The sequence below is a fragment of the Denitrificimonas caeni genome (assembly GCF_905120345.1).
Lineage (GTDB): Bacteria > Pseudomonadota > Gammaproteobacteria > Pseudomonadales > Pseudomonadaceae > Denitrificimonas > Denitrificimonas caeni_A.
This window is the reverse complement of record NZ_CAJHOA010000004.1, coordinates 291,152-316,801: the sequence shown is the minus strand read 5'-3', so window position 1 is coordinate 316,801 and position 25,650 is coordinate 291,152. Positions and strand designations below refer to the sequence as shown.

The 25,650-nt window shown below is 50.2% G+C and carries 26 protein-coding genes and 1 other RNA gene; 13 read left to right on the top strand and 14 right to left on the bottom strand.

What is annotated here, in order from left to right:
* Positions 1-99: 99 nt before the first annotated feature.
* Positions 100-534, top strand: a complete 435-nt coding sequence (locus JYJ62_RS09590; RefSeq protein WP_205341987.1) for an Rrf2 family transcriptional regulator — start codon at positions 100-102, stop codon at positions 532-534.
* Positions 535-580: 46 nt separating this feature from the next.
* Here the strand turns inward: JYJ62_RS09590 and JYJ62_RS09585 are convergent, their stop codons facing one another.
* From JYJ62_RS09585 to JYJ62_RS09560, 6 genes are all read right to left on the bottom strand, one after another.
* A complete protein-coding gene (locus JYJ62_RS09585) occupies positions 581-1,996 on the bottom strand; it encodes an aldehyde dehydrogenase family protein (RefSeq protein ID WP_205341986.1) in 1,416 nt (471 codons plus the stop codon).
* An 83-nt stretch (positions 1,997-2,079) separates the two neighbouring features.
* A complete protein-coding gene (locus JYJ62_RS09580) occupies positions 2,080-3,705 on the bottom strand; it encodes a 5-guanidino-2-oxopentanoate decarboxylase (RefSeq protein WP_205341985.1) in 1,626 nt (541 codons plus the stop codon).
* A gap of 39 nt (positions 3,706-3,744) precedes the next feature.
* Positions 3,745-5,859: an acetate--CoA ligase family protein gene (locus tag JYJ62_RS09575; RefSeq protein WP_205341984.1), complete on the bottom strand. Its 2,115-nt coding sequence runs from the start codon at positions 5,857-5,859 to the stop codon at positions 3,745-3,747.
* Between the two features lie 13 nt (positions 5,860-5,872).
* On the bottom strand, positions 5,873-7,033 hold the full coding sequence (locus tag JYJ62_RS09570; protein WP_205341983.1) for an acyl-CoA dehydrogenase family protein: 1,161 nt from the start codon (positions 7,031-7,033) through the stop codon (positions 5,873-5,875).
* Positions 7,034-7,039: 6 nt separating this feature from the next.
* Positions 7,040-7,831: an enoyl-CoA hydratase/isomerase family protein gene (locus JYJ62_RS09565; RefSeq protein ID WP_205341982.1), complete on the bottom strand. Its 792-nt coding sequence runs from the start codon at positions 7,829-7,831 to the stop codon at positions 7,040-7,042.
* A 349-nt stretch (positions 7,832-8,180) separates the two neighbouring features.
* Positions 8,181-8,573: an ATP-binding protein gene (locus JYJ62_RS09560; RefSeq protein ID WP_205341981.1), complete on the bottom strand. Its 393-nt coding sequence runs from the start codon at positions 8,571-8,573 to the stop codon at positions 8,181-8,183.
* A 172-nt stretch (positions 8,574-8,745) separates the two neighbouring features.
* Between JYJ62_RS09560 and JYJ62_RS09555 the strand changes: the two genes are divergently transcribed.
* The 3 genes from JYJ62_RS09555 to JYJ62_RS09545 all read left to right on the top strand — a co-directional run bounded on the left by JYJ62_RS09555 (position 8,746) and on the right by JYJ62_RS09545 (position 10,002).
* The gene (locus JYJ62_RS09555) at positions 8,746-8,961 is read left to right on the top strand and encodes a TIGR02450 family Trp-rich protein (RefSeq protein WP_205341980.1); all 216 of its coding nucleotides are present in this window, start codon (positions 8,746-8,748) and stop codon (positions 8,959-8,961) included.
* A gap of 66 nt (positions 8,962-9,027) precedes the next feature.
* On the top strand, positions 9,028-9,468 hold the full coding sequence (locus tag JYJ62_RS09550; protein ID WP_205341979.1) for an NUDIX domain-containing protein: 441 nt from the start codon (positions 9,028-9,030) through the stop codon (positions 9,466-9,468).
* Positions 9,469-9,630: 162 nt separating this feature from the next.
* A complete protein-coding gene (locus tag JYJ62_RS09545; protein WP_205341978.1) occupies positions 9,631-10,002 on the top strand; it encodes a NifB/NifX family molybdenum-iron cluster-binding protein in 372 nt (123 codons plus the stop codon).
* Positions 10,003-10,053: 51 nt separating this feature from the next.
* On the opposite strand, the gene JYJ62_RS09540 is transcribed toward JYJ62_RS09545, so the two are convergent.
* Positions 10,054-10,788 carry a glucose 1-dehydrogenase gene (locus JYJ62_RS09540; protein WP_205341977.1) on the bottom strand — a complete coding sequence of 245 codons (735 nt, stop codon included), beginning with the start codon at positions 10,786-10,788 and terminating at the stop codon, positions 10,054-10,056.
* A gap of 347 nt (positions 10,789-11,135) precedes the next feature.
* On the opposite strand from JYJ62_RS09540, the gene nfsB reads away from it, so the two are divergent.
* Together nfsB and JYJ62_RS09530 are read left to right on the top strand one after the other, a co-directional pair.
* Entirely contained in the window at positions 11,136-11,792 is a 657-nt protein-coding gene (gene nfsB, locus JYJ62_RS09535) for an oxygen-insensitive NAD(P)H nitroreductase (RefSeq protein WP_205341976.1), read from the top strand.
* Positions 11,793-11,914: 122 nt separating this feature from the next.
* The gene (locus JYJ62_RS09530) at positions 11,915-12,505 is read left to right on the top strand and encodes an IMPACT family protein (RefSeq protein WP_232365753.1); all 591 of its coding nucleotides are present in this window, start codon (positions 11,915-11,917) and stop codon (positions 12,503-12,505) included.
* A gap of 50 nt (positions 12,506-12,555) precedes the next feature.
* Here JYJ62_RS09530 and JYJ62_RS09525 read toward each other — a convergent pair whose 3' ends face one another.
* From JYJ62_RS09525 to JYJ62_RS09500, 6 genes are all read right to left on the bottom strand, one after another.
* The gene (locus JYJ62_RS09525; RefSeq protein WP_205341974.1) at positions 12,556-13,557 is read right to left on the bottom strand and encodes an extracellular solute-binding protein; all 1,002 of its coding nucleotides are present in this window, start codon (positions 13,555-13,557) and stop codon (positions 12,556-12,558) included.
* Positions 13,558-13,729: 172 nt separating this feature from the next.
* Positions 13,730-14,947 (bottom strand): 2-octaprenyl-3-methyl-6-methoxy-1,4-benzoquinol hydroxylase, encoded by a 1,218-nt coding sequence (locus JYJ62_RS09520; RefSeq protein ID WP_205341973.1) that lies wholly within the window; start codon positions 14,945-14,947, stop codon positions 13,730-13,732.
* Between the two features lie 9 nt (positions 14,948-14,956).
* Complete coding sequence (locus JYJ62_RS09515; protein ID WP_420042832.1) at positions 14,957-15,451, bottom strand: DUF4442 domain-containing protein; 495 nt, start codon at positions 15,449-15,451, stop codon at positions 14,957-14,959.
* Complete coding sequence (gene ubiH, locus JYJ62_RS09510) at positions 15,451-16,647, bottom strand: 2-octaprenyl-6-methoxyphenyl hydroxylase (RefSeq protein ID WP_205341972.1); 1,197 nt, start codon at positions 16,645-16,647, stop codon at positions 15,451-15,453. The genes JYJ62_RS09515 and ubiH overlap by 1 nt, the downstream gene beginning before the upstream one ends.
* Before the next feature lie 2 nt (positions 16,648-16,649).
* Complete coding sequence (gene pepP, locus JYJ62_RS09505; protein WP_205341971.1) at positions 16,650-17,984, bottom strand: Xaa-Pro aminopeptidase; 1,335 nt, start codon at positions 17,982-17,984, stop codon at positions 16,650-16,652.
* Between the two features lie 20 nt (positions 17,985-18,004).
* Positions 18,005-18,571 carry a UPF0149 family protein gene (locus JYJ62_RS09500; protein WP_205341970.1) on the bottom strand — a complete coding sequence of 189 codons (567 nt, stop codon included), beginning with the start codon at positions 18,569-18,571 and terminating at the stop codon, positions 18,005-18,007.
* 302 nt (positions 18,572-18,873) lie between these two features.
* Between JYJ62_RS09500 and JYJ62_RS09495 the strand changes: the two genes are divergently transcribed.
* The 4 genes from JYJ62_RS09495 (at position 18,874) to JYJ62_RS09480 (ending at position 20,193) form a co-directional block, all read left to right on the top strand.
* Positions 18,874-19,062, top strand: coding sequence for a TIGR02449 family protein (locus JYJ62_RS09495; RefSeq protein WP_205341969.1), 189 nt, complete (start codon positions 18,874-18,876; stop codon positions 19,060-19,062).
* On the top strand, positions 19,059-19,355 hold the full coding sequence (locus JYJ62_RS09490; protein ID WP_205341968.1) for a cell division protein ZapA: 297 nt from the start codon (positions 19,059-19,061) through the stop codon (positions 19,353-19,355). Before JYJ62_RS09495 ends, JYJ62_RS09490 begins: the two co-directional genes overlap by 4 nt.
* 41 nt (positions 19,356-19,396) lie before the next feature.
* Positions 19,397-19,575: non-coding RNA, 6S RNA (gene ssrS / locus JYJ62_RS09485), on the top strand.
* 9 nt (positions 19,576-19,584) lie between these two features.
* Positions 19,585-20,193, top strand: coding sequence for a 5-formyltetrahydrofolate cyclo-ligase (locus JYJ62_RS09480; RefSeq protein ID WP_205341967.1), 609 nt, complete (start codon positions 19,585-19,587; stop codon positions 20,191-20,193).
* Here the strand turns inward: JYJ62_RS09480 and JYJ62_RS09475 are convergent.
* Positions 20,159-20,326 (bottom strand): hypothetical protein, encoded by a 168-nt coding sequence (locus JYJ62_RS09475; RefSeq protein WP_205341966.1) that lies wholly within the window; start codon positions 20,324-20,326, stop codon positions 20,159-20,161. The genes JYJ62_RS09480 and JYJ62_RS09475 overlap by 35 nt on opposite strands.
* A 392-nt stretch (positions 20,327-20,718) precedes the next feature.
* Here JYJ62_RS09475 and JYJ62_RS09470 point away from each other — a divergent pair, with 392 nt between their 5' ends.
* From JYJ62_RS09470 to JYJ62_RS09460, 3 genes are all read left to right on the top strand, one after another.
* Complete coding sequence (locus JYJ62_RS09470) at positions 20,719-21,687, top strand: HlyD family secretion protein (protein ID WP_205341965.1); 969 nt, start codon at positions 20,719-20,721, stop codon at positions 21,685-21,687.
* A gap of 90 nt (positions 21,688-21,777) precedes the next feature.
* Positions 21,778-24,498, top strand: a complete 2,721-nt coding sequence (gene rbbA / locus JYJ62_RS09465) for a ribosome-associated ATPase/putative transporter RbbA (protein ID WP_205341964.1) — start codon at positions 21,778-21,780, stop codon at positions 24,496-24,498.
* A 3-nt stretch (positions 24,499-24,501) separates the two neighbouring features.
* Positions 24,502-25,611, top strand: coding sequence for an ABC transporter permease (locus JYJ62_RS09460; RefSeq protein WP_205341963.1), 1,110 nt, complete (start codon positions 24,502-24,504; stop codon positions 25,609-25,611).
* Positions 25,612-25,650: the final 39 nt, after the last annotated feature.

Genomic DNA, 25,650 nt, shown 5'->3' with positions numbered 1-25,650 from the left:
TAACCATTGCCATTACTCTAGGCTGCTATGAGCTACAGCGCTGAGAGCGCTCACTTCGTTATTCTGATAGTTACAGATTTGTGAGGAACAATAATAATTATGAGCCAGTCCACTCGCTTGATTACCGCTTCTTATATCCTCTCGTTTGTGGGAGCTAACTCCCCGCAACGTTTGAGTACCGATACCATTGCCAAGTGGGTAAAAACGCATCCAACTCGCGTTCGTAATCTGGTGTCACAGTTGGTTAAGGCCGGTATCCTTATTTCTTATCGAGGCAACAGTGGTGGCTTGACCCTCGCGCGCGACCCTAAGCAAATTAATTTGCTGCAGGTTTACGATGCGGTTCAGGACAGCCCCTTAATTGCCGAAAAAATTGATAACCCCTTTACCGGCTTTGAGGATCACTGCAAAGTTTTTGAAGTGTTCACTCAGCTGTTTGGTCTACTAGAAAACAATGTGCGGTTTAATTTAGAGCAAATTACCGCTGATAAATTGTTTGTGGCCTTTGATATCCCTTACGAAAAACAGGCTTGAAACCTGAACGCCAACCCTGCTGTATTGCCGCAGGGTTGGCGTCATCTCAGCTCATCAGTGCTTTGATTTCGACAAACTCAGTCAAGCCATGCTCACCCCATTCGCGACCATTACCCGATTCTTTATAGCCACCAAAAGGTGCTTGGTAGTTAAAATCAGCACCGTTGAGGAAGCACTGTCCGGCACGAATCTGCCGGCCCAAAGTGATGGCTTCAGTGCTGGAACCCGCCCAGACGGCGCTAGAAAGTCCAAAAGGCGAGTCGTTTGCTTGAGCGATACCATCCTCGATACCCTGATAAGGGATCATGCACAGCACTGGTCCGAAAATTTCTTCCTGAGCGATACGCATGCGGTTATTGACATCGGCGAAGAGCACTGGACTCTGGTAGTAACCTCGGTCAAAACGCTGCCCCGCATCAGCATCGGTGAGCAGGCGAGCGCCTTCCGCTTGACCGGCTTCAATATACTCACGCACGGTGCGTAGCTGCCGAGCGGAGCACATGGGGCCAAGGAACGTCTGTGGATCCTGTGGATCGCCCAAGCGCATACCGCTGACTTCATCCATGGCAATGTCCAGCGCTTCAGCGTAGCGCTCGGCTGGAATGAGCATACGGCTTAAGGCGGTACAGGTTTGCCCTGAATTGATCATGATATCGTTGACGCCATGGCGTACCGCGCGCTCTAAATTAGCTGAAGGAGCAATCAAGAGTGGCGACTTACCACCGAGCTCAAGACAGACGCGTTTGACCGTGGTTGCGGCGCTTTGTGAGACATTGATCCCTGCACCAGTGGAGCCGGTAAATGACAGCATATCGACATCGGGATGGCGTGCCATCGCTTCACCAATGAGAGCACCGGGGCCGCTAACGAGGTTAAAAACCCCAGCAGGTAGACCGATTGACTCAAGCAGTTCGGCAAGAAAAAATGCATGTAATGGTGTTTCTTGGCTGGGTTTGACCACTACCGTGCAGCCTGCGGCCAATGCTGGTGCGAGTTTGCCAATCAGTTGGTGCAATGGGTAGTTCCACGGATTGATAAAGGCACAGACGCCGATAGCTTCACGGTAAACCTGTGCATTACCCACTTGGCTCACGTGCTCCATGGATTCAGCTAAGGCGATATAGCTTTCGAGGCCGCTGATCGGCCCTTCAACCTGAATACTCTGACACCACTGTACGGGCATACCGAGCTCATCGGTAATCAGCGCAGCCATTTGCTGGCTATGTTCACGTAGTTTAGTCACTAAGGCTTGGATATAGGCGCCGCGCGTGCTGGCTGAGGTACGAGACCAGCCAGGAAAAGCTTTTCGCGCCGCTTTTACCGCACGATCAACATCTTCTAGGTTACCGCAAGGGATTGTGCCAACAACCTCTTCGGTGGCTGGATTAAGTACATTACTGGTGGCTTGGCCTGATGATAGAGACCAAGCACCATCGATAAAAAGTCCGCTGTAGGTATGCATAGACGCATTGCTCCTGCTAGATAAATCGCTCAATTGTTGAAATAAGTTTGCGTGCCCTCGCCAACTTGTGACGAGGGTTATGGCTAGGTATTTTCAGCGTCGAGCACATCAATGTAGTTCAGTTCAACCAGCGAGACTCCCGGCAAGGCAAAGGCTGTTTTCAGGCTTTCAGCAAGCGCAGCGAGGCTGTTAGGTTTGTGCATCACGCAGCCAAAGGCTTGGCCCAGTAACTGAAAATCAGGGTTGCGCGGTAACACACCGATCGGTTCAATATCTAAATCGAGCATATCGTCGCGAATCTGCCCAAGCGCATTGTTATTCCACAGTAAAACCACCAATGGACTATCCAGCTCTTCGGTGGCGGTGGCGAGTTCTTGCGCGGTGTATAAGAAGCCGCCATCACCCACCAGGACTAGGCCTGGACGCTGCGGTGCGCCTAATTTAGCGCCAATCGCCGCGGGTAAAGCGTAGCCGAGCGTGCCGTAGCCAGTTGGGTGTAACCAACTGCGTACGGCACGGGATGTTAGCGCGTAATTACCGGTGTAGCCCAGTTGCGTCATATCCGCACTGATCACCGTATTGGCCGGCATCACTTGATCCACCACATCAAGAATTGCTTGGTGCACGCGCTGTAAAGGTTCATGTTGAGCGCGGACCGCTGTGCGTATATCGCTCACCGCTTGCTGGGCGAGCTGTTGATCGCTGTTGCTGTCGAGCAACAGCTCATTGAGCGCCGCTAGAGTTTGCTGAGCATCGCCACGTAGCGCAACCGTACAAGGATAGAAGTCATTGAATTTACGCGAATCAATATCAATGCGCAGCAGCTCGCCAGTGATCGGTAAGCGCTCGCGCCAGAAATCGGTATCGGCCATTTCCGTGCCGACAGCTAAGACCACATCGGCTTGGCTGATCAGCTCCCAGCCCGGTGCTAGGCAAAGTGTTGAGCCCGCGTTGAGAGGGTGTGCTGGCGCGAGAATACCTTTACCAGCGACACTGGTGAAAACTACCGCACCAAGTTTTTCGCTCAGTTGCTGAATTTCTGCAGTGGCGGCTAAAGCGCCGCCGCCGGCGATAATCATCGGACGCTTGGCTGCTTGCAGGCGTTGCGCTGCATCATTTAATACCTCGGCAGAAGGCCGGCCACGGCTCGGCGCTTGGCGCACTTCAGCGCTCCAGTCACGAGTCACTAAAGCGCTCATAACATCCAGAGGAATGGAAATATGCACGGGTCGTGGACGTTCGCTATTAAACACCGCGAAGGCCCGGGCGACTAATTCTGGTAGATCATCAGTGTGCAGAGCTAAAGCAGAAAAAGCGGTAATCGGTGCGGTGATCGCCCGTTGATCTTGCGTTTCGTGCAGACTGCCCCAGCCTTTGCCGAGGCTATCACTGTTGTTGACGCTGGAAATCACCAGCATCGGAATGGAGTCAGCATAGGCCTGGCCAATTGGTGTGGCGGCGTTGGTGACGCCTGGTCCGCTGATCACAAAGCAGACACCCGGCTTGCCAGTCACACGGGCGTAGCCGTCGGCCATAAAGCCGGCACCTTGTTCGTGCCGGGTTAAGACATGACGAATGTTACTGCCGGGTAAGCCGCGATAGAGCTCCAGGGTATGCACGCCGGGAATACCAAATACAGTGTCTACGCCATAGTTGGCTAGCAGACGTACCAGCGCTTGTCCGCCGGTCAGGGTTTTATCTGTTTGCATTGATCAAGTCTCGCTTATTATTGTTAGTCGGAGGCCGTATCACGCTTGAGTGTTACCCAGGCGAAGTAGCGCGTCTACTGCTAATGTGCGCTGACTACCAACCAATAAAGGGTTCACATCGAGCTCTATAAGTTGTTCGGCATTCTGGCATGCATACTCAGCGACAGCCTCAATGGCTGAAACTAAAGAAGGCATGTCTGCGGCCGGTTTACCTCTAAAACCTTGCAGCAATACTGCGCTTTTCAGTTGTAACAGTGCAGCCTCAATTGCCGCGCGATTAGTCGGCAGCAGTAGGCTTTGGCTGTCGCGCAGTAGCTCAACCAAAATGCCGCCAGCACCAATGACTAAAGCTAAGCCAAAGCCTGGTGAGCGGGTGACGCCGACAATCAGTTCTGCGACTGGCGCTTCACCCATGCTCTCGAGGAGTAGTTGCTGAAAAGGAATTTCAGGATGCTTCTCAGCCAAGCTCTTGGCCATCTGCTCGACTGCTTCTTGCAGTGCGGCAGGGGTTTTTAGGTTAAGGGCGACACCGCCGGCTTCGGTTTTATGCGGCAGGTCGGCACTGAGCACTTTGAGTACCAATGGATAGCCAAGACGTTCGGCATCCTCAAGAACCGTAGCAGGGCTGCTGACAATGGCCTCTGGAACCGGCAAACCATAAGCTTTCAGTGCTTGTTTGGAGTCCCACTCGTCAAATACTTGGCCTTCATTGTCAAGGGTGAATGACGGCAGTAAAGGTAAGGCGGCTTCACCACGTTCGAGAAGAATGTGGCGTTGTTGACTGTAGTGCGCGAGGCGCGCCCAAGCGGCTAAAGCATCTTCAACACCTTGTAGAGCGGCTACGCCGTTTGCATGCAAGCGTTCACGCGCGCTCGCCGGTAATAACTCTGGGAAAGCTGAGGCAACTAAGCCGAGCTTATTATGACGCTTGAGCGCGTCACAAAATATTTGTAGAATTAAGTCGCACTCAGGACGTTCACCGGTGGCTTCAGAGGGGTAATCCAATACCAGTAAGGTTGCGTCAGCACTACCAGACAGCATCTGCTCAAATAGCTGTGTCAGTGCTTCAGCATTGCCCCAGACTGCGGTGGTAAAGTCGAGTGGATTCGCTAAGCTTGCAAAGGCTGGGAGGATTTTTGCCAATTCTATTTTTTGCGTCTCCAATAGACGCGGTAACTCTAGGCCATTGCGCTCAGCATAGTCGGCAATCAGTCCGGCATCACCACCGGAGCAGGCGAGTGCGGCGAGGCTGTTACCTGCCGGTAAACGTCCACAGGCTGCCGCCTTCAAGGTTTCCATAAAGCTGACCGGACCGCTGACGCGAATCACGCCGAGACGCTTAAACAGGGCATCGTATAAAGCATCGGAGCCGGCCAAAGAACTGGTGTGGCTTAATGCGAGTTCGGCACCAATTTCTGACACGCCGGTTTTCAGAATAATAATAGGCACCTGCTTTTGCAGGGCTTTATACGCAGCACGGGCAAAGGCTGGGACGTTGTTTAGTCCTTCCAAGTGCACGCCAATCGCGGTGATTCTTGGCTCATCGAGCATGGCTTCAATCAGCTCAGCCACACCAATTTGTGCTTGGTTACCGACCGAGGCCATATAGGCGATCGGCAGTGAACGGTCGCTCATTGACAAGTTGTAGGCGAAGTTACCGCTTTGCGTAAGAATACTGACGCCTTTGTCGACCCGTTTGCCACCGTGGGCAACTGGCCAGAGTGCGGCGCCGTGTAAGTAGTCGAGTAAGCCGTAACAGTTAGGGCCTAATAAGGCCATCTCTCCAGCGACTTCGAGTAATTTTTCTTGCAGTCGCTCGCCTTCAGCGCCGGCTTCGGCAAAACCTGAGGCGTAACATACCGCTCCGCCGGCACCGCGTTTTGCCAGTTCGGCGACGGTAGTTAGGGTTTGCTCACGGTTAGTGGCAATAAAGGCTGCATCGGGTGCTTCTGGTAGCGCGTCCACTGAGGGGTAACACTCAATCCCCTCAATGCTTTTATGCATAGGATTGACCAGCCAGACGGATCCAGTAAAACCACCTTCAAGACAGCGTTGCAGCGCTTTAGCCATGCTGCGACCGCCAATAAAGGCGAGGTGTTTAGGAGCCAAAAGACGCTTAATATTGTTTTTTTTGTTGATCGTATTGTCCGTCATAGCCGTCCTCTCCTTAGCTCATTAAAGGCCGCAGTAATTCGCGGGAAATAATATGGCGCTGGATCTCAGAGGTGCCTTCCCAGATGCGCTCGATACGGGCGTTACGCCACATGCGCTCAACAGGACCTTCGTCCATCAAACCCATGCCACCGTAAATCTGGACGGTCTCATCCACTACGCGACCCAAAACCTCGCTGGCAAACAGCTTGGCCATGCCGGCATCGCCGTCGGTCATTGTGCCTTGGTCCATTTTCCATGCGGCATTTAGAGCCAACAGCTCTGCTGCTTGAATTTCAGTAGCCATATCGGCCAACTTGAAAGAAATACCTTGGTAGTTACCGATGGCTTGACCAAATTGTTGTCGGTCAGCTGACCACTGCAACGCCGCCTGCATTGCGCGCTGAGCTTGACCAACACAGTTGGCTGCGACCATTACACGTCCGGCAGTCAGCCATGAGTTGGCAACATCCCAACCTTTATCGATTTCACCCAGTACTTTGTCGGCTGGCACACGGCAGTTATCGAAGAATAGTTCGTAGGTTTGATAACCACGATTACTGACACAGTTAGGACCACGACGAACGGTTAAGCCGTCAGCGTCAGAGTCGACTAAAAAGGCGGTGACTTTGTTGCGTTGGCGACCTTTGTGCTCATAGCTACCGGTGACCGCAAAGACAATGGCAAAGTCAGCATCACCAGCATGGCTGATAAAATGCTTGGCACCATTGATAATAAAATCATCACCGTCACGTACCGCGCGAGTTTTAATCGAGTTGGCGTCAGAGCCTGCGCCTGGCTCAGTCAGAGCAAAACAGTCAATTTTTTCGCCACGTACGCAAGGCAACAGGTAATCTTCGATTTGCTGATCACGGCAGGCCATTAAGATTTTTGATGGGCGTGCTACAAACACATGCAGTGCCCAAGAGCATTTTGACAGCTCACGCTCAATTAAGGCTTGGCTCAGGTAATCAAGACCGCCACCGCCGACCTCTTCCGGCATATTAAAGGCATAGAAACCGGCTGCGATGGCTCTTTCACGAATTTGTGCAGACAATTCAGGTGATACACAGTTGGCGCGATCAACCTCCTCTTCATAAGGCAGTAGCTCTTTTTCGACAAAGCTACGGACTGATTCGACAAGCATATTTTGTTCGCTGGTTAGATTGAAATCCATCTTGAATTACCTACCGATAAAGTTTGGAGAACGTTTTTCTGCAATCGCGCGCAGGGCTTCTGCGCCATCTTCACTGCGTCCACAAATCAAGCCTGCATCTTGCTCGGCATTGAGGTGCTCGGCGAGACTGCGTTGAGTACTGTCATGCATCAGTTGTTTAGTCAGGCTGTGCGCTAAGGTCGGGCCACTCGCAAGACGTGCGGCGAAAGTGGCAGTAACGCTGAGGAGCTCGTCGTCGTCAGCCAGTTGTCCCACCAGACCAGCGGCATGTGCTTGCTCAGCAGCCCATAGCTCATCTAGGAAAATAAACAACTTGGCATTTTCTAGTCCGATCAAGCGCGGTAAATGCCAGCTGGCGCCTGCGTCGGGGCTGTAACCCATGCTGGTGTAGCCCGCTTTAAAGCGCGCCGAGCGAGCGGCAATGCGAAAATCGCAGCAGAGGGTCAAGTCCATTCCTGCGCCCACTGCCGTGCCGTTCACCGCAGCAATGGTTGGTTTTTTTAGATCATGTAACGTGACCATTAACAGATGCGCTGCTTGGGTCCAGCCATAGGACTCCAGCTCGCCACGGGCCTCCGCCGCGGCCCATTCTGCTAGATCGGCACCCGCACAAAAACTACGGCCACTGCCGGTCAGCACAATAGTGCGAACGCTGGCATCGGCTTCAAGTGCCTTAAGCAGAGTGGTTAATGCCGATAGGGTCGGAATATCCAGCGCATTACGCTGGTCAGGTCGATTCAGTTGAATCCAGGTCACGCCGTCGTCATGGCGCACCAGTAGTGTGGGATGCTCGCTCATTGTTATTCTCGCTCTTTATCGTTTTTGTAATTAAAGGCGCATCGCTTAGCTGCATAGAAAGCCTTGCTTAGCTCGATACTAAACAAGTGTTCAGTAAGAAAGCAATAGTACCGATAACATTATTCTTCGATAGGACTGAATAACGCTGTCTGTGGCGGGTTTTAGGCGACTAAAGTGTATAAGGAATGTGCTGGTCTGGCGCTTTAAAGACCATTGCTTGATCGCGTTTTGAGAGCGTTATGGATTAAAAGAGTCAGTGAGTCATTCGTGTAAAAGAATAAAATAATGGGCGGGGTACAGGCATTATTGATGCTTAGACTGCGCTACAGGTGTGTCGGTAGCTGAGAAATTACAGGTCAAGCGTGATATGAATGCACTCAGGTGTGCCATCTGTTTTCAGGCGGCGCTGTAAGTATTCGCCTTCTTGAGTAGCGATCAGCGTGCTCGACTGTGGCACCATAATTTGTGCAACAGTCACTGTGTTGGTGGTGTATTTTTTGATTGAGACTTTTAATGACGGCACGGTTTGCTCGGCAATCAACGCAGTTAAGCGCGTGATATCTTGATGCTTTGGATGCAGACCGCCTAGCGAACCATCGTCTTCAACGCCGAGCCACAGTTCACCGCCTGCTGTATTGGCCAGACAGGTTAGGGCTTCAATGAGTTCGAGATCAGGGTAGCCGTTGCGATCACTTTTAAACTCAACGGTAAGACTTTCTGTAGTGGGTAGAACGACTGGCACAGTATCAACCTTATATGTTATGAGTTACTAAGTAAGCCACTGACACAATCAAGAGTAACAAAAAACAACAACTGATTTCACCTCGGTGGATAAGATAAACCATTATCATAATGGCTTGTTAGCGGCATCCGTTATATGCACAGCAATACATTCAACTCTATAGGCGTTTACCGTGAATAAAATCAATCCTAAAAAACTACTGCACAGCAAGTGGACAGCGGTCAATCCGGTTAATAAAGAAAAGCACTTTTTAGTGACTGAGTTGGAGTTTGATGAAGAAAATAATGTGATTCATTGCTTGCTTGAGGCAGTGATATCCAATCGGGCTGTAGCCATTGACTGGCAGGAGCTAACTCATACAGCGCACTGGCGCCAGGGCTGGAAGTGAGTGTGCTGCAGTGCCGGTAGATCGGCTTAACAGCGTGTGAAGTGTGACGTTTTGTGAGTAACAGTAATGCGCCATCGAGTTTTCACCTATATCACCCGCGCGGATCAACTACTGATTCTCGAGTATGTTGATGGACGCTATCTACAAGCACAAATTCCTGGCGGTACAGTTAAGGCTGGTGAGTCTCCAGTGCAGGCTGCGTTGCGTGAAGCACAAGAAGAAACCGGTTTAACCAGGTTGCAACTGGTTAAATGCCTAGGCAGTTTTAAGCGTGATTTAACTGATATTGGCCGTGATGAAACCATTGTGGCTTGGTTTTTTCATTTGCAAACCAATGAAGCGACAGCACCGTCTTGGCGGCATTTTGAGTGTGACTCATCTGAAGGTTTTGGCCCGATTGAGTTTGCCATATCTTGGGTGCCTTTGAGTCATATCCCTGCACTGGGTGGTATTGATGAGGTTATGCTGCCTGAACTGCAAGCTTCTATGCGTGAAAATACTCTTTAGCTCTACATCGATCATCGTTTAGTGTGAAGGGCGGCAATCTGTCCTATCTATTGGCTCTATCAGTATGACAATATATGATATTATATAACATATAAGTTTATTTGTTTTCTATAGCCACACACTAAGAATGTTGGTCGCAGGTAGTGAAGCCAAGGGGGCAGTATGAAAATTGCAGTTACCAGTCAAAATCGAAAAGCGATTACTGAGCATGTCGGTCGTTGTCGCAAGTTTTGGGTATACAGTATCCAAGACAATGCCATCGCAGATAAGCAGTTGCTGGAGTTGCCTATAGAGCAATCATTTCATGAGAGTTCAGCACATGCAGCGCACCCGCTAGATGATACGGATGTATTGATCACTGGAGGAATGGGCAGCGGTATGGTCAGGCGTCTTGCACGCAAAGGCATTAAAGGTTTGATTACGCAAGAAAGTGATCCAGACACAGCTGTGTTGCTTTACCTAAAGGGTGAGCTTCAGGCTGAAGAGTCGAGCCTGCACGAAGGTGATTGCCACGACCATCAGCATAAGCATTAGTTTGTGTAGAAGGCCGCTTTGGGCGACGTTAAACGCCGCCCAAAGACAAGCCTATTGTGCGGTTAAACCACCGTCCACAATAAACTCTGCACCGGTTGAGTAGCTGGACTCATCCGAGGCTAAATAAATCACCAGATTGCTCACTTCTTCCGGCTGGGCAACGCGTTTTAATGGAATGCTCTTGGCAAATGCTTCGACGGCCGCTCTGGTATCGTCCTGCATCACCATCGGCGTAGCAATCACCCCAGGATGCACAGAGTTAACCCGTATGCCGTAGGGTGCGCAGGCTAAAGCCGCGGCCTTGGTCATACCGCGCACGGCAAATTTGGAGTCGGTATAGCCAATAGCACCGCCGACTAAACCATTAATCGATGAAATATTAATAATCGAGCCTTGTTGGCTGTTTTGCATCGATGGAATAACCGCCTTCATACCCAAAAACACTGAGACTTGGTTAATCTCAATGATGCGTCGGTAATCCTCTAAGGTTGTATTTAAAATCGATTTAGCCATGGTAATGCCGGCGTTATTGACCAGCACATTAACCGCTCCAAACTGCGCTTCAGTGGTTGCCACAACCTGCGCCCAGCCCTCTTCACTGGTGACGTCGTGCTTGATAAATAAAGCGTTGCTACCCAACTCAGTGGCTAAGGCTTGGCCTTTTTCAGCGTTGATATCGGTCAGAACAACCTTCGCACCGGCCTCAATGCAGAGACGAGCATGAGTGGCGCCCATACCTTGTGCAGCACCGGTAATAATAATCACTTTGTCTTGTAAACGAGCCATGGTATCTCCTAAGCGGATTATTGTTTGCATCGAGTATAATCCGCTCGAAAGTTATTGGACTAACGCGTTTGTATTAGAACAGACGACGTATCGTGATTTATTTATCGACTCTAAGGTTTAGCTTGAAGTGCAAGACGAACGGCTGGCTGCTTTAGCTCACGACAAAATAACTGTAGGCTGGTGCTTAGTGGTTTTTTCGAAGAGCGACTTTACCAACCTGCGTTGCAGATGATTGTTGGCTATTAAATACTGTCGGTCCATGTGGCTGTTATTGTGCACGATTAGGCGCGAAAGCAGGCGTAGAGGCGTGCTGGTAAAGCCTGAATACTTAAAACAAGAGGTATGTTATGCAGTTAACTGAGGTCTTGAAACGTCGTTATGCGACTAAAGCTTTTGATGCGAGCAAGACGCTGCCTGAAGAGGTGGTTGAGCAGCTCTTAGCTTTGTTACGTTTAAGCCCATCGAGCACCAATATTCAGCCTTGGCATTTTATTGTCGCCAGTACAGCGCAAGGTAAGGCCCGTTTGGCTAAAGGTGCGGCGGGTAGTTACAGCTATAACGAAAGCAAGATTCTTAATGCCTCGCATGTGGTGCTGTTTTGCGCGCGTACGCAGATTGATGATGCCCATCTACAAAAGGTACTGGCTGCGGAAGAGCATGATGGCCGTTTTGCTACGGCACCAGAAATTAAAGCAGCCGCGCACAAAACTCGCGTGATGTATTTAAATGAACATCAATACGATAAGAAAGATGTGCCGCACTGGTTGGAAAAACAAATTTATCTAAATATAGGCAGTTTTTTGTTGGGCGCCGGATTATTAGATATTGATGCGGTACCAATGGAAGGTCTTGATCTAGCAATACTGGATGCTGAGTTTGCTTTAAACGAACGAGACTTGACTGCTGTGGCGGCGGTAGCGTTAGGTTACCGTGCGCAGACTGATTTTAATGCCAAATTACCGAAATCACGCTTAGCTGCAGAGGATCTATTCACGCTTATTTAAGCCCATGAACTGTGCATTAGCCGGCACAGTATGGGTTTTTATCTGAGCGTGATAGCTGTGTTGCTTGAACGAAGTGATAGCGGTATGCAGCAGAGCATGCCGAAGCAATGAAGAAAACGTTGATGCGTATTATCAAGGCTCCACATAGCTACCAAGAGGACATTCGCAAGAGCCGTTTTTTGGCACAAGCGGTGTATCTGTCGAGTGCGCAACAGGCACCAGAGCTGATTGCACAGTTGAGTACGGCCAATGTCTCGCATAACTGCTGGGCGTGGCGCTGTGGCGAGCAATACCGCTTTAACGATGATGGCGAACCGAGTGGTACTGCCGGTCGGCCGATTTTAGCGGCGATTGAAAACCAACAGTTTGATCAGGTGCTAGTCGTTGTGACACGTTGGTATGGTGGCATTCAGCTGGGCACCGGCGGTTTAGCGCGTGCCTATGGTGGCTGTGCAACCCAGGTGTTGCAGACGGCCGCCAGTGAAGTGCTAGTGCCGCGCATCACCTTAGTGGGGCACTGTCCATACGCTTATTTGGATATCTTTAAAGTACGACTTGCCGACGCTGGCGCCGTGCTCAATAGCGAAATCTTTGACGCCGAGGGTGCACTGTTGCAGCTCGCGGTGCCAGTCGCACAGGTTGCTGCACTGCAAGACATCCTCAGTCAGGCCACCCGCGGTGCCAGTGTTTTGCACGAAGTTACGTTGCCCTAAACGAACAAACCGCCCTCGAGAGGCGGTCTGTTGTGATCGACTTGCGGCGATTAACGCCAGTCAGCGCGGTCCATTAAGCGGATGGCTTCGGCTTGACGCTTACCGGCGACTTCCACAGGGATAGTGTCAGCTTTGAATTCACCCCAAGCGGCCACTTCTGCAGAGGGTTTAACGCTTGGATTGGCCGGAAACTCTTGATTGACTCCAGCAAAGATACTTTGCGCTTCTGCAGTGGTCATCCACTCTAAAAGCTTGCGAGCTTGGTCTGGGTGCGGTGCGTATTTAGTGATACCCGCACCCGATAAGTTAACGTGTACACCACGACCATCCTGGTTAGGCCAGAATAGTTTTACTTTTAAATCGGGGTTTTGTTGGTGCAAACGGCCGTAGTAGTAAGTATTAACGATACCGACATCACATTGCCCAGCATTGATGGCTTCAAGCAGCGCCGTATCATCTGAGAAAACATCGGTTGCGAGGTTGTTGACCCAACCTTTAACCAGCTGTTCAGTTTTTTCTGCACCATGAGTTTCGATCAAAGTGGCAGTCAGTGATTGGTTATACACTTTTTTACTGGTACGTAAGCATAAACGGCCGTCCCAATTTTTATCTGCTAGGGCTTCGTAGGTGCTCAGCTCTTTGGGATCCACACGATCGGTTGAATACACGATGGTACGTGCGCGCAAAGATAGACCTGTCCATGCATCGCTGCTGGAGCGGTATTGAGCAGGAATATTGGCTTTAATTTTTTCGGAGTTGAGCGGCTGTAAAATACCCATTTGCTCAGCTTGCCAGAGGTTGCCGGCATCGACAGTGATCAGAATATCTGCTGGGGTGTTGCCACCTTCAGCTTTTAGACGGGCCATCAACGGAGCTTCTTTATCGGTAATGAATTTGATCTTAACGCCAGTTTGTTCGGTGTATTTATCAAAAACTGGTTTGATCAACTCGTCGATACGTGAGGAGTACACAACGATATCGTCTGCTGCTTGTACATGGCCTGCAATAACACTCAATGCAAGTGCTGCGAGAATGGGTTTACGAATCGACATAGCAACCTCGGGTTGGGGTGAATTATGTAAATGATAGTTACTTGCATTTAGTTTATCAACCAAATACGTAAATTTTGTAACTCTTTCATCGCTTTTACTGACACTCTGCACATCAATTTATCTATCATCAGGACGCTGTGCTGAGAGGCTGTTTGAGCGTGGCTACTGGGTACTAGAGCTTAGCTAAGTCTGGCAAATCAATCCCTAAGCCTAGCGCTTGGCGAATAAACAAGGCTTTTGCCTCGCTCAAATTATCTACCAGTTTAAGTCCGCTATTGCGTAGCCAGCGTACCGCTAAAGCATCGGCTTGAAACAGGTGCTGAAAGCCTTCCATCGCTGCCATCATGGCTAAATTATGTGGCATACGTCGGCGTTCAAAACGGCTCAATACGCGCTCGCTGGCAATATTTTCGCCGCGTTGTAAGGCGTTAAGTAGTACTTCAGCGAGCACTGCGGCATCTAAAAAACCGAGATTAACCCCTTGTCCTGCCAGCGGATGAATGGTGTGTGCCGCATCGCCAATCAGCGCTAAGCCCGGCTGGATATAGCGTTTGGCATGACGCTGGCGCAGAGGAATACTGTAGCGTGGATCGGCGTGCTCAATAACGCCTAAACGGTGCTCACAGGCTTGGCCTAGAGCCGCGCAAAAAGCCGTATCGTCGAGGGCCATAATCTGCTCAGCTTGCTCTTTGGGTACAGACCAGACAATCGAGCACCAGTGTTTGCCATCACTGTGTTGTAAGGGCAATAAGGCCAGAGGGCCTTGATCGGTAAAGCGCTGCCATGCCGTTTCTTGATGAGGTTTCTCGCAGCGGATACTGGTGACAATCGCATGATGGAGGTAGTCCCACTCGCGAGTAGCGCAGCCCGCCAAACGACGTACTGCGGAGTTCGCACCATCGGCGGCAATCACTAAAGGGCTACGTATTTCGTTACCATCATCGAGTTTAAGCAGCCAGCCATCGCCCGAGTGACGCAGTTGCTCGACGCGTGAGTGGGCTAATAAATCGATATCAGAGTTGTGGAGCTGTTCTAGTAACGCGTCTTGCACTACTCGGTTTTCAACAATATGCCCGAGTACCTCGGCATGCACGCTACTGGCGGAAAAATGAATCTTACCGGTGCCGGAACCATCCCAAACGTGCATGTCACGATAGGGGCTGGCCCGTCGTTGGGTTATGCCCGGCCAAGCATTAACTCGCTCTAAAATACGTTGACTGGCAATCGACAGAGCACTGACGCGTGGCTCGAAGGCTTGTGCTGGCTGAAACGGCGCCACACTAAGCGGACTGCCGTCAACCAAGAGGATATTTAAACCGCTGTCTTTAAGCGCCAACGCGAGCGTACTGCCCACCATACCGGCGCCAACGATGATTAAATCTGCGTGCATAGTGAAGTCCTACTGTGTGGCGGCAGCAAGCTGCGCTGCAGGTTTACGACGGATATATAAGGTCTTTTCCACTCGTGCGACGAGGGTACCCTGGTCATCGTGTACGATCGCTCTATATTTGGGTAAGTATTTCTCGCCGTTGGCGGTATGTTCACGGATATCGTCAAGCAGTGCTTGATCAATTTTGAATTCGGCGTGTACTGCACCTTTGCCGGGACTGACAAATTCAATATGCGCTGCTTTATCCCAGACAATATAATCGCTGCCCAGATTTTCCATCAACATCAGCATATAAAATGGGTCAGTCATGGAGTACAGCGAGCCTCCAAATTGAGTGCGCACATAATTGCGGTTGTACCACTTTAAACCCATGCTTACCTGTACTTTGCGAAAGTCGGGACTGATATAACGCACCTTGATGCCAGCACCGAAATAGGGTGGGTAAATAGTTAGCAGCCAGCGCAAAAAGCGCACTTTGCGCGCTAGTTTTTTAGCGTGTATCACTAGGCTTTATCCTCTGCGCCGCGTACACCCAGCCCCATGGCTTGGCGAGCAAACCAGCGTTTGGCCGGCGGTAGTAAATCCAGTCCTAATAAACCAAGGTTTCTGCCACCGGCTAACCAAGGATGGCCATTAGAGAATAGGCGTGTGACTTGATCAGAAAAGCCAATAGTAAATGCTTGGTCGAGTTGTTGCTTGCTTTGAAAGCGTTGCAATGTTGCTAAGTCACCCGGTGTCGCTGGGCCTGCTAATAAGCAGTCTGCCAGCGCCATGCTGTCACGTAGAGAAAGGTTGTAACCTTGGCCGGCAACAGGGTGCAAGCTGTGTGCAGCGTTACCCAGCACCACTAAGTTAGCACGCACTTGCTCGCTGCTTTCTACTAAGCTTAAAGGGTAAAGGTGACGGCTGCCCACCTGCTGTATGGCACCAAGACGGTAACCAAAGCAGCGTTGTAACTCGTGTAGAAACTGCTGATCAGGCAAATCATAGAGTCGTTGCGCTTCCTTGGGCTCTCGGGTCCAAATCAGTACGCAGCGATTGTCAGGTAAGGGTAATAAAGCCAGTGGACCGTCATCGGTGAAACGCTCAAAAGCCAAGCCTTGATGCGGTAGAGCGGTACTGATATTACTGATTAATGCCGTTTGCCCATAGGGTGTGCTTTTAGCATGAATACCCAGTTGTTCGCGCAGCCCTGAACGACCGCCATCCGCTAAAATCGCTAAGTCGCAATCAATGCTACTGCCATCATCCAAACGGAGCTGGTAGCCATCGCTGAGCGCTTGCATGTGCTCAACCTGTGCCGGACAACGCCACTCAACCACATCGCTATCCAAGGCTGCCCATAAACAATGGCCGAGCCACGCATTTTCGACGACATAACCTAACGCAGGCACACCTTCTTCGCTAGCGCTGATGCGCGCCGCAGCAAAGCGTCCACGATCGGAAATATGGATGTTTTTGATAGCTTCAGCGCGCGGAGCAATGGCCTTCCAGAGGCCTAAACGCTGATAAATGAGTTGGCTGCCATAGGATAAAGCTGAGCCGCGTGCATCATAGCTAGGCTGATAGCTATCGCCCGGTGCGTAAGGTTCAATCAGGACAATTTTCCATTGCCGCTCACGTGCGCCCGCTTGTAGGGCTAACGCTAGGCTGGCGCCGACTAAACCACCACCAATAATTGCGATCTGCACTCGGCTCATGACTACGCTCCTTGCTGCTGTGCGGCAGCCATTAAACCTTCTATCTCGGCCACGGTTTTGGGGACGGCATTGGTGAGAACACGGCAACCGTCTTCGGTTACCACAACATCATCTTCAATGCGTACGCCAATCCCGCGCCATTGTGCAGCAACATCAAGATTGTCGACGGCAATATAAATACCAGGTTCGACAGTCATGGTCATTCCTGCCTCAAGAGCACGCCATTCGCCATTGACCTTGTATTCGCCAACATCATGCACATCTAGGCCGAGCCAGTGTCCAGCGCGGTGCATATAAAAAGGCTTATAGGCTTCGCTGCTAATCAGCTCGTCCAGCTCGCCTTGTAGCAAGCCCAGCTCCAGCAAGCCAGCCGTAATCACTCGCACTGTGACATCGTGCGCATCGTTCCAGCGGTGTTGTGGTGAAATATAATCCATCGCTTCGAGATTGGCCTGAAGAACCAGCTCGTAAATAGCTTTCTGTGCAGGGCTAAAACGACCGTTGACTGGGAAGGTGCGGGTGATATCACTGGCATAGCAGTCGAACTCGCAGCCGGCATCAATCAACACCAAATCGCCATCCTGCAAAGGCGCATTGTTTTCGGTGTAATGCAAAATACAGGCGTTTTTACCACTGGCGACAATCGAAGAGTAGGCGGCTAAACGTGCACCGCCTTTGCGGAATTCGTAATCCAACTCGGCTTCCAGATGGTATTCATACAGTCCAGGTTGAGAGGCTTGCATGGCGCGGATATGCGCACGGCAGGAAATATCTGCCGCGTGTTGCATCGTGGCAATTTCTGCAGGACTTTTATAGAGACGCGCATCGTGTAAAAGATGGTCGAGCATGACGAATTCTTTGGGTGGCTGTGCGCCCATACGTGCTTTGCTGCGAATGCTATTAAGCCACTCCATCATCTGTTGATCAAAGTCTGGATTATTGCCGATGGAGTAGTAGACCCGTTCACGGCCTTCGATTAAACCGGGCAAAATGTCATCAATATCGTTGATAGGGAAGGCGTCATCGGCTTGATAGTCAGCGATGGCACCCTCTTGACCGGCGCGTAGGCCATCCCACAGTTCGCGTTCAGGATTGCGCTCGCGACAAAATAAAATAAATTCACCGTGTTCGCGCTTAGGTATAAGTACCAGCACCGCTTCGGGCTCAGAAAAACCTGACAAGTAAAAAAAATCACTGTCTTGTCGATACGGATATTCAACGCTGTTGTTACGGGTACTGACTGCCGCAGCGGATAAAATCGCAATGCTATTGGGCGTCATACGCTGCATCAGTTGTTGGCGTCGTTGTGCGTATTCAAATGTGCTGATTGAGCTCATGCGGTGTGGCTCCTGTAAATTTAGTGTACGGCGGGTGTTTCGTCTTCAGTGCTGGGAGGGGTGTAATTGGCGCATTCGGTAAAGATAAATAAAGGCGCAACGCGCAAGTACTCGTTGACCTCCATATAGGCCACTTCGCCGTCTTCATCGCCTTCCTCATCGGGTTGGATTTGTGCGATAGAGATAAAATCTTCGAGAATTTCCCGTACATCTTTGGACAGCTCAGTATTACCAATGTTGCCGCCAAAGCCACTTAAGAAACCTTGTGCCCATTGACCGATAGCAATGGTTCGCTCTGACAGCAGATCATCATCACTGGGTAAGAGTAGCGTTAAAGACACGCTGCTCTCAGCCACTAATTCAGTTTTGACCATTTCTTGTAGACCAAGCAAGGCCGCATGTAGGCTACTGGGTACTTCGCTATCAAATAAGTCTTGCGCTTCTTGCAGCCAGCCTTCAGCAGTAAAGCCCGCGCCAGCACAGCAGCGTCCGAGGAGTAAACCTTGTAGTTCAGCGGGTGAGACCGCGTGACCACTGGTGTTGAGTAAGGTGGCAAATGAGGTGTAAGCAGATTGAGATTGGGGCATGAAAAATCCGAAATAATGGAACTGTTACGTGGTTTTGGAGGTCGTTTAAATAATGCGTGACAGTATATCGCGTTGTTGAGTATGGCGCTAAATAGTGATCTTTGCAGCCTGTCTATACTGTTCTCTAAAAAGTGGTCATCTGTAACAGCGCATAATGGGTATAAATTGAGCGGTCTGTCAGGTAGAGGTACTTAAGTTTATTTTTTAGATGTGCTGTATAGCGCTGTGCGCGGGCGCATACGGGCGTTAGAATAACAAGAGTAATAGTTGTCTGATATGACTTGGTGATGACAGGAGGGCTGGTGAAAAATACTGCTTTGCAAGCCTTGGTGCAGGCCGTTGAGCAACTGATTCAACGTAACGCCGAACTTAGAGTGCAGAATAAAATGCTGCATGAAGAGCGTGGACAATTGATAGAAAAAAACGAAATAGCACAGCAAAAAGTTGCGGCTATGATTTCTCGGCTTAAAGCGTTGGAGCAGGACTTATGACTCAATCCCAGACGGTGACTGTGCGAATTTTGGATAAGGACTACCATATTTCCTGTCCGGCTTCTGAGAGCACTAATTTAGAGCGTGCCGCTGAGTATTTAGATAAAAAAATGCGTGATATTCGTCGCTCTGGGAAAGTTATTGGTGCGGAGCGTATTGCGGTGATGGCCGCACTCAATATCACCCATGAGTTGCACAGTAGAAAGCATGATGAGTTGTTTAGCAGTCAAGATACTGAGCAAGTCCAACAGCTGCTAACGCGCGTGCAGAAGAGTTTAGATAGCGCTGAATAATGTGCGCTTGAGGCGCTCAAAGAACTGTGTATACTGGAGACGTCTCCCTAGAGTGCGCGCCAGTGGACTACGTCCCTGAGCCGATTCACACCAACCCGGAGGTTACATTTTTAGATCGGTGTGCATGTCCGCTTGCGGAAAGCCTAAAGATCTGACGTAATCTCCACCTTGAACTTTCGGGTTCAAGGGCTATGTCGACAGCGGCACATCCGGGGAGTCTTTTTCAATTATGCAAGTCAACACGTCTTTATCCCGTGCTCAGTTACGCTCAGTACTGCGGCAACGGCGTCGTTGTTTATCCCCGAGTCAACAGGCACAAGCGGCGCAGCAGTTGTATCAACAACTGGTTCAGCATCCGCTCTTTCGACGTGCACAACATATTGCTTTATATCTTGCCGGTGATGGCGAAATCGATACGCAGCTATTGATCCGCGAAGCCTGGCGTCGCGGTAAGCATGTGTATTTGCCGGTACTGTCGAGTTGGCCAAAAACAGCTATGACGTTTCAGCGTGTTCGTCCCATACAGCAGTGGGGAAAAAACCGTTTTGGTATTTTACAGCCGCGTTGGTGTGCGGCAGATCAGCGCGCAGTATGGACACTCGATGCGGTGTTTTTGCCTTTGGTGGGCTTTGATTCGTCAGGTGGACGTTTGGGCATGGGCGGTGGTTTTTATGACCGCTGTTTTGCCGAACTGCATCAGCGTGATGCTTTAATCACACCGCAGCGCATTGGTTTGGCGCATGAGTGTCAGCGTGTTGAGCAATTACCGCTGGCGCCTTGGGATGTCCCTTTACATGCTGTGGTTACTGACCAGCAGTGGTATGCGGCAACAACATAGTTTGGGCTTGGTCGTCAGATGGCGTACTTGGATAAGTGCTGCGTTCCCATAGGCTTTGTGTGTAACCGGTGGTGACCACACCTAAGCTGAGGATGATGACCAAAATCCACATTAAATCAGGTTTGCGTTTCATTGAGACTTTGCTCTCCAGCAAAAGTTAGCAGCCCTACATGCTGCACCATCAAATAGAAGTGGGTGCGATGGAGGCTGTGTTGACAGCGGCATCGTACGTTAATAGATAATGATTGCAACCATAAATAAAGGTTCAATAGTTTTTATATTGTACTGAATGTTGCTGAACCCTTTATCAAACTGACTTTATGCTGTCTGCCGATGTAATTAGCTAAGATCAATCCTACTGCGACTCTAGACGATTCATATGAGCAGGGTACAATGCTGTCTATTATTCTTTGGTATTGCAGAGACATAAATAATCCTTTGTTATGCCTGAATTTGGTTTTTATTTAGTTTATAGACTGTGCACTGCTGTTAAGGGCTGCATGGTTTTTCTTGCAAGGAGCAAGCATGTCAAAGCACAAAAGTCCCTCTCATTTATTTGCCATACCCTTAGTGATTGCTTTGTTGGCTGCGGGCGGTTTTGGCTATTGGAAGTCCTTACAAGACCGATTGCCAGAAGGGATCTATGAGGCTAATGGCCGTCTTGAAGCGACCGAAGTGCAAGTTGCCACTAAATATCCTGGTCGTTTAGCTGAAGTCTTGGTTGCGGAGGGCGATCGTGTGGTGGTAGGGCAGCTCTTGGCGCGCATTGATACGCGCACCTTAGAAGCGCAGCGTCTGCAAGCGCAATCGGAAGTGATGCGTGCCCGTGAAAATGTGGTTGCTGCTGAAGCGACTGTGCATTTGCGCGAAAGTGAGCGTCGTTTAGCCCAACAAGATTTAAAACGTTTCCGTGAGTTGTATGCCCGTGGACATGCTAGTGGTCAGCAGATTGATCAACAGCAAGCCCGCTTTGATACTGCTTCTGCAGCGTTAGACGCTTCGAAAGCACAAGTACAAGCGGCGCAGGCGACGATTGCTGCGACTGAAGCGATGGTGGCGCAATTATCCAGTGAAATTGATGACAGCAGTTTGCGTGCACCGATGAACGGTTTAGTACAGTTGCGTTTAGCTGAACCAGGTGAAGTGTTGGGTGCTGGCGGACGCGTGTTTTTACTGATTGATCCGTCTGATCAATATATGAATGTGTATCTGCCGTCTGCTGTAGCGGGGCGTTTAGCGGCCGGTGATGAGGCGCGAATTGTTTTAGATGCCTTGCGTGAACAACCACTGCCGGCACAAGTAGCTTTTGTCGCCGCTAAAGCACAATTCACCCCTAAAGAAGTAGAAACCCGTGATGAACGCCAGAAACTGGTGTTTCGCGTCAAGCTGCGTTTGACTGATCCTGCTGCTACACCGCAAGCCAAGCCGGGTATGCCGGGCTCTGCCTATGTACGCCGAGATGCCACGATTGCTTGGCCTGAGGCGATGCAGTAAGACTGCTACGTCAGCAAACAGTCGAAGGCGCTTGCTGGCACTGTGCCGGTGAGAGCAGAGTCGTGAATGGGTTAATCAGTTAGGTAAAGCATGGATACGCAAGTTATTAATGGCGCGCATATATCTCATCGTTATGGCAAACAACGTGCGTTAGAGGATGTCAGTTTTAGTCTGCCGGAGGGCAGTCGCTGTGGCCTGATTGGTCCCGACGGTGCGGGTAAATCCAGTTTGCTCGGCTTAATTGCCGGGGTGAAAATCCTGCAAAAAGGCGAGCTTGAGGTGTTGGCTGGTCCGATTAATAAACGCCGTCATCGCGCGACTTTGTACCAACGCATTGCCTTTATGCCGCAGGGCTTGGGCCATAACCTCTATCCTGATTTGTCCATTGTTGAAAATATTCGTTTTTTCGCGACGTTATTTGGCTTAAGTCGTGAGGAGCGTGAAGTACGCATGACCAGTTTACTGGCGGCGACTGATCTCACTGACTTTGCTGATCGACCGGCAGGTAAGTTATCTGGCGGTATGAAGCAAAAGTTAGGGCTGTGTTGCGCGTTGATCCATGACCCCGACTTACTGATTCTGGATGAACCCACTACCGGTGTCGATCCACTTTCACGTCGACATTTCTGGGACTTGATTGAGCGAGTGCGCAGTGATCGTCCGCAGTTGACCTTGTTAGTGGCGACGGCCTATATGGAAGAAGCCGCGCAATTTGAACATTGCTTAATGATGGATCGCGGACGCTTGATTGCCTCTGGTGCGACCCAAGAGCTGGCGACGGTAACGCCTAGCGGTAAACTCGATGACGCCTTTACCCATTATCAAGGTGATGGTGCAAGCGCAGTTGAACCGTTACAGATCAGCCCTTTTTCGCCGGATAAGCATGATATTGCGATCAAAGCCACCGATCTCACATTACGCTTTGGCGATTTTACCGCAGTAAATAAAGTTAGTTTTGAGATTGAGCGTGGTGAGATTTTTGGCTTTTTAGGCTCCAACGGTTGCGGTAAAACCACCACCATGAAGGTGCTCACTGGTTTACTGCCTGCCACAGAAGGCGAAGCTTGGTTGTTGGGTAAGTCGGTGGATGCTGATGATCTCGCCACCCGTAAACGTGTTGGCTTTATGTCGCAAAGCTTTTCGTTGTATGGCGAACTGACGGTGCTACAAAATCTTGAGTTGCATGCGCATTTGTTTGATCTGCCCAAAGAGGTTGGTGCCGAGCGTGCGCAGCGCCTGATTCAACGCTTTGAGTTAGACGAGTATAAGCATGAGCAAGCGGGCGCGTTGCCGCTGGGTTTACGCCAACGTCTATCTTTGGCCGTTGCCGTGATCCACGAGCCTGAAGTGCTCATTCTTGATGAACCAACATCGGGTGTTGACCCTGCCGCACGGGATGATTTCTGGCGTTTGTTGTTTGAATTGTCTCGCGAGCAAGGGGTAACGATTTTCCTCTCTACGCACTTTATGAATGAAGCAGAGCGTTGCGATCGTATTTCTTTGATGCACGCGGCGAAAGTGCTTGCGGTAGGCACACCTGCTGAACTGCAGCAGCAGTTTGCCGGTGCGACCCTTGAAGATGCCTTTGTCACCTGCTTACAAGAAGCGCAAGGGCTCAGTGATCAGCAACAAGAGTTGGCCAGTACCGCAACGGCCGCCTTAACCTCGATCCCTCGGCGTGGTTTTAGCTTAAAACGGACCCGCGCGTTAGCGGTACGAGAAAGCAAAGAACTGCTGCGGGACCGTGTCCGTTTAGGTTTTGCTTTGCTGGGCGCAGTTTTTATGATGATTATTTTGGGCTTTGGTATTTCCCTTGATGTTGAAGACTTAGCCTTTGCTACCCTAGATCAAGACAATACTGCGCAAAGTCGTGCCTATTTAGAAGCCTATCGTGGCTCGCGCTATTTTGCTGAGCGCGAACCTTTAAAAGATATGCAAGATTTACATGCGCGTTTACAGCGTGCTGATATTAAGTTGGCGATAGAAATTCCCGCAGGTTTTGGTCGTGATTTATATGCCGGCCGTCATCCTGAAGTGGGTGTGTGGCTGGATGGCGGTATGCCATTTCGTGCGGAAACCAGTCGCGGTTATGTGCAGGCCGTACACCAAGAGAGTTTGCAGCGTTTGCGTGACGAAGGCAGCGCTGCCGTGCCTGCTCTAGCGCAGCCGGTGCGTTTAGAGACACGCTTTCGCTATAACCAAGATGTCAGTAGCGTCAATGCCATTGGCCCCGGGGTGATGGCCCTGATTTTAGTGTTTATTCCCGCGATGCTGACTGCATTAGGCGTGGTGCGTGAAAAAGAACTGGGCTCTATCACCAACTTTTATGCCACGCCGTTAACTCGTTTAGAGTTTTTACTCGGTAAGCAAATACCTTACGTCGTGGTGAGCTTGCTTAATCTTGCTCTGTTAGTGGCAATTAACCGTTGGCTGTTTGATGTTCCGTTGAAAGGCAGTGGTGTGGCCTTAGCGGTGGGTGGTGTGCTGTATGTCTTGGCTACGACAAGCTTTGGTTTGTTGGTGTCCACAGTTACTAAAACGCAAATTGCTGCGATTTTAGGAACGATGATTTTGACCACATTACCGACTATTCAATTTTCCGGCTTGATTACCCCGCGCTCCTCATTGGATGGTGGCTCCGCCTGGATGGGGGTTTTATTCCCCGCCGGATATTTCTTGGATATTGCCGTGGGCACCTTTACTAAAGCGCTGAATTTGCGTGATCTCTGGCTGCAATGCTTAGCTTTGCTGGGCTTTTTCTTGGCCTTTACTGGCTTAAGTTTGCTTCTTTTGAAAAAGCAGGAGGTCTAAGCAATGAATAAGCTCTCTCATATTTACCGCTTAGGCATTAAAGAACTGATCAGCCTGCGTTATGACTCAGTGTTGTTGCTGTTTATGTTGTATGCCTTTAGTGCGGCGATCTATATGCCCGCATCTGGTTCGTCCGTGGGTGTGCACAATGCCAGTGTGGCCATTGTTGATGAAGATGATAGTCGTTTGTCGCGGCAGTTAGCGGAAGTGTTACGTCCACCTGAGTTTAAAACTCCAGTGATGTTGCCTTATGCGCAAATTGATGAGGTCATGGATAGCGGTCGTTATACCTTTGTGATCAATGTGCCAGTGGGGTTTCAGGCAGATCTACTCGCCGGTAAACAGCCTGAATTGCAGGTCAATGTGGATGCCACGGCGATGAGCCAAGCCTTTATGGGTGCAGGCTATATGGGGCGTATTTTTCAACGTGAATTACAGCAATTAAGCGGCGTTGAGATAGAGCAGCCGATTAAGCTGACAACGCGGGCATTATTTAATAGCAATATGCAAAGTGGTTGGTTTTTGGCGATTATTCAGATTATTAACAACGTTACTATTCTGGCTATTTTACTGACCGGTACGGCGTTATTGCGTGAGCGTGAGCATGGCACCTTAGAGCATTTACTGGTGCTGCCGTTGACTGCCTTTGAAATTATGTTAGCAAAAATATGGACCAGCTTGTTGGTGGTGGTGCTCTGTACATGGTTGTCGCTTGAGTTGATTGTGAAAAAGGCCTTGGGTGTGCCTTTGGTTGGCTCCATGGGCTTATATTTGCTGGTAACTGGGCTGTATTTGTTTGCCAGTACTTCCCTTGCCGTTTTCTTAACCACTTTGGCGCGCTCGATTCCACAGTTTGGCTTGTTGGCCATCCCTGTGGTGATGCCGATGATCCTGTTATCGGGTGGTGTTACGCCGCTCGACAGTATGCCCGTTTGGCTGCAATGGGTGATGCAACTGTCGCCGACCACACACTTTGTCAGTTTATCCACAGCAATCTTATTTAGAGATGCTGGGCTTGCTCTAGTCTGGCCAGAAATGCTGGCGTTGATCGCGATTGGGGTGGTGTTTTTCCTCATTGCTTTGCTACGCTTTAGACGCAGCTTAACCGCCTAACGATGTCGGCTCAGTAGGATTTGGATTTGGATTTCGATA